Here is a 2,184-nt window from a genome sequence, read left to right on the forward strand (position 1 = left end):
GCCGGCCGAGCGGGGTGGCCGGGCTGCTCTGGCCCGACCAGGACGGCCTCGCCGGGCACGCGGACGCCGCCGGGGTCGCGCACGCCGCCTGCACCGCGCTGCACCCTGCCGCCGGTCTCGGTGATCTCGGTTCCGCCTTCGGGGTTGACCAGCCGGAGTGGGCCGGCGCGTCCGGGGTGGCGCTGCTGACCGAGACGGCCCGCCGGGTGCGGGCCGTCGGCCTGGAGATCGGCAACGTGTCGGTGCAGGTCATCGGCAACCGTCCCAAGATCGGCCGGCGTCGCGCGGAGGCGCAGGAGGTCCTCTCCGCCGCGGTCGGCGCCCCGGTCACCGTCTCGGCGGCGACCACCGACGGGCTCGGCTTCGCCGGTCGTGAGGAAGGGCTGGCCGGGATCGCGGTGGCCCTGGTGTACGACGCTCCGGCCGCCTAGGCTCGCCGCGATGTCCAGCGACCCCGCCCCCGACCAGTCCGCCGCCGACGGCTACGTCCAGCGGGCCCAACTCCTCGCCGAGCTCGGCCGCTACGACGAGGCGGCGGGGGAGTTGGCCTACGGGTTGGCCCTCCAGCCGGATGACGTGGACGCGCTCACCGTGCTGGCCCGGGTGCACCTGGCCGCCGACCGCCCGGCTGAGGCGCTCACCGCCGCCGACACGGCAGTGGCCGTCGCGGCGGAGGCGGTGCCACCACTGGTCGCCAGGGGCATGGCGCTTTCCGATCTGGAGCGCTACGCGGAGGCGGCGGCCACCGCCGACCGGATCCTCGCCCTCGGCCCGGCAGACGCGTACGCCCAGCGGAGCGCGGCGGCGATCCTGGCTGGCGCCCGCAACGGTCAGCCGGCGCTGAACGCGGCCTGGCGTGGTGTCGAGTTGGCCCCGCAGGAGCCGCAGGCGCACCTGGTGCTCAGCCTGGTCGCCGCCCGGTTGGACCTGTTCGACCTGGCGGAGCGGGCCTACCGGGAGGCGCTGCGGCTCGACCCGCGGATCGCCGAGGCCGGCCACGACGTGGGGGTCATGCGGCTGGAGCAGCGCCGCTGGTCGGAGGCGTTGGCGCACATCGCCGAGGCGGTGACGGTCAGCCCGAGCCGGATCGACTCGCCACGGACCCTCACGTACGGGCTGCACCGTCTGGTGCTCTACGGCGCGGGCTGGTCGCTGGTCGCGGCGGTGCTTGTCGCGTTCGCGGCGTCGGCGGGCGACGGGTTCTCCCGCATCCTGGCGGTGCTCGCCGCGCTGACCGGGGGCATCGTCGTCTGGCAGCTCGGTGCCCGGCTGCCGGGGCTGACCCGGAGCGTCCTGCCCGCTCTGCTGCGCGCGGACCGCACGATGGCCCTGGCGATCTACGCCGTGGCCGCCGCGCCGCTGCTGCTGCTGGTGTACGCCATGGTCGGCTCACCGTGGCCCCTGGTGCTGGCCATCGCCGTCACAGCGGTTGCCGAGTTCGCCGTCTTCACCCGAACCGCCGTCCGCTAGGCGCGACGCGCCCACGTCCAGGCGTACCCCTCGTCCTCACAGGCGCTGGCGGCGTCGCAGAGATCCAGCGGGCGGAAGGTGTCGACCATGACGGCCAACTCGTCGAAGTAGTCCGCGCCGATGGAACGCTCGGCGGCACCCGGCTGGGGGCCGTGGGTGAAACCGGACGGGTGCAGCGAGATCGAGCCCTGCTCGATGCCGGAGCCGCGCCGTGCCTCGTAGTTGCCCCCGGTGTAGAAGAGCATCTCGTCGGAGTCGACGTTGTGGTGGTTGTACGGCACCGGGATCGACTGTGGGTGGTAGTCGACCTTGCGGGGCACGAACGAGCAGATGACGAAGTTGGGCCCCTGGAAGGTCTGGTGCACCGGTGGGGGCTGGTGGATGCGGCCGGTGATCGGCTCGAAGTCGTGGATGGAGAACGCCCACGGGTAGAGGTGCCCGTCCCAGCCGACCACGTCGAACGGGTGGTTGGCGTAGACGTAGCGGGTCCAACCGCGCCGGTGCCGGACGAGCACCTCGACCTCTTCGTCGTCGACGAGCAGCGGGGCGTCGGGGCCCCGGACGTCCCGCTCGCAGTACGGCGAGTGCTCCAGGAACTGGCCGCGTACGGAGAGGTAGCGCTTGGGCGGGCCGATGTGCCCGGACGCCTCGACGGCGAGCAGCCGGACGGGCTGGTCGCCGGTGGGCACCAGCCGGTGGATGGTCGAGGTGGGG

General features: G+C 73.9%; 3 protein-coding genes. 2 read left to right on the forward strand and 1 reads right to left on the reverse strand.

All coding sequences use genetic code 11. The annotated features are described in order from the left end of the window. Positions 1-431: 2-C-methyl-D-erythritol 2,4-cyclodiphosphate synthase (locus KBX53_RS30615; protein WP_210863198.1), on the forward strand; the 431-nt coding region annotated here is incomplete at its 5' end. Between the two features lie 10 nt (positions 432-441). Further along, positions 442-1,470 (forward strand): tetratricopeptide repeat protein, encoded by a 1,029-nt coding sequence (locus tag KBX53_RS30620; RefSeq protein ID WP_210863200.1) that lies wholly within the window; start codon positions 442-444, stop codon positions 1,468-1,470. Here KBX53_RS30620 and KBX53_RS30625 read toward each other — a convergent pair. Beyond that, positions 1,467-2,184 (reverse strand): homogentisate 1,2-dioxygenase (locus KBX53_RS30625; RefSeq protein WP_210863202.1); only part of this gene is annotated, 718 nt, incomplete at its 5' end. The two genes, KBX53_RS30620 and KBX53_RS30625, sit on opposite strands and share 4 nt — an antisense overlap.

Origin of the sequence: Micromonospora sp. M51, from assembly GCF_018070305.1 — a bacterium.
GTDB classification, from domain to species: domain Bacteria; phylum Actinomycetota; class Actinomycetes; order Mycobacteriales; family Micromonosporaceae; genus Micromonospora; species Micromonospora parva.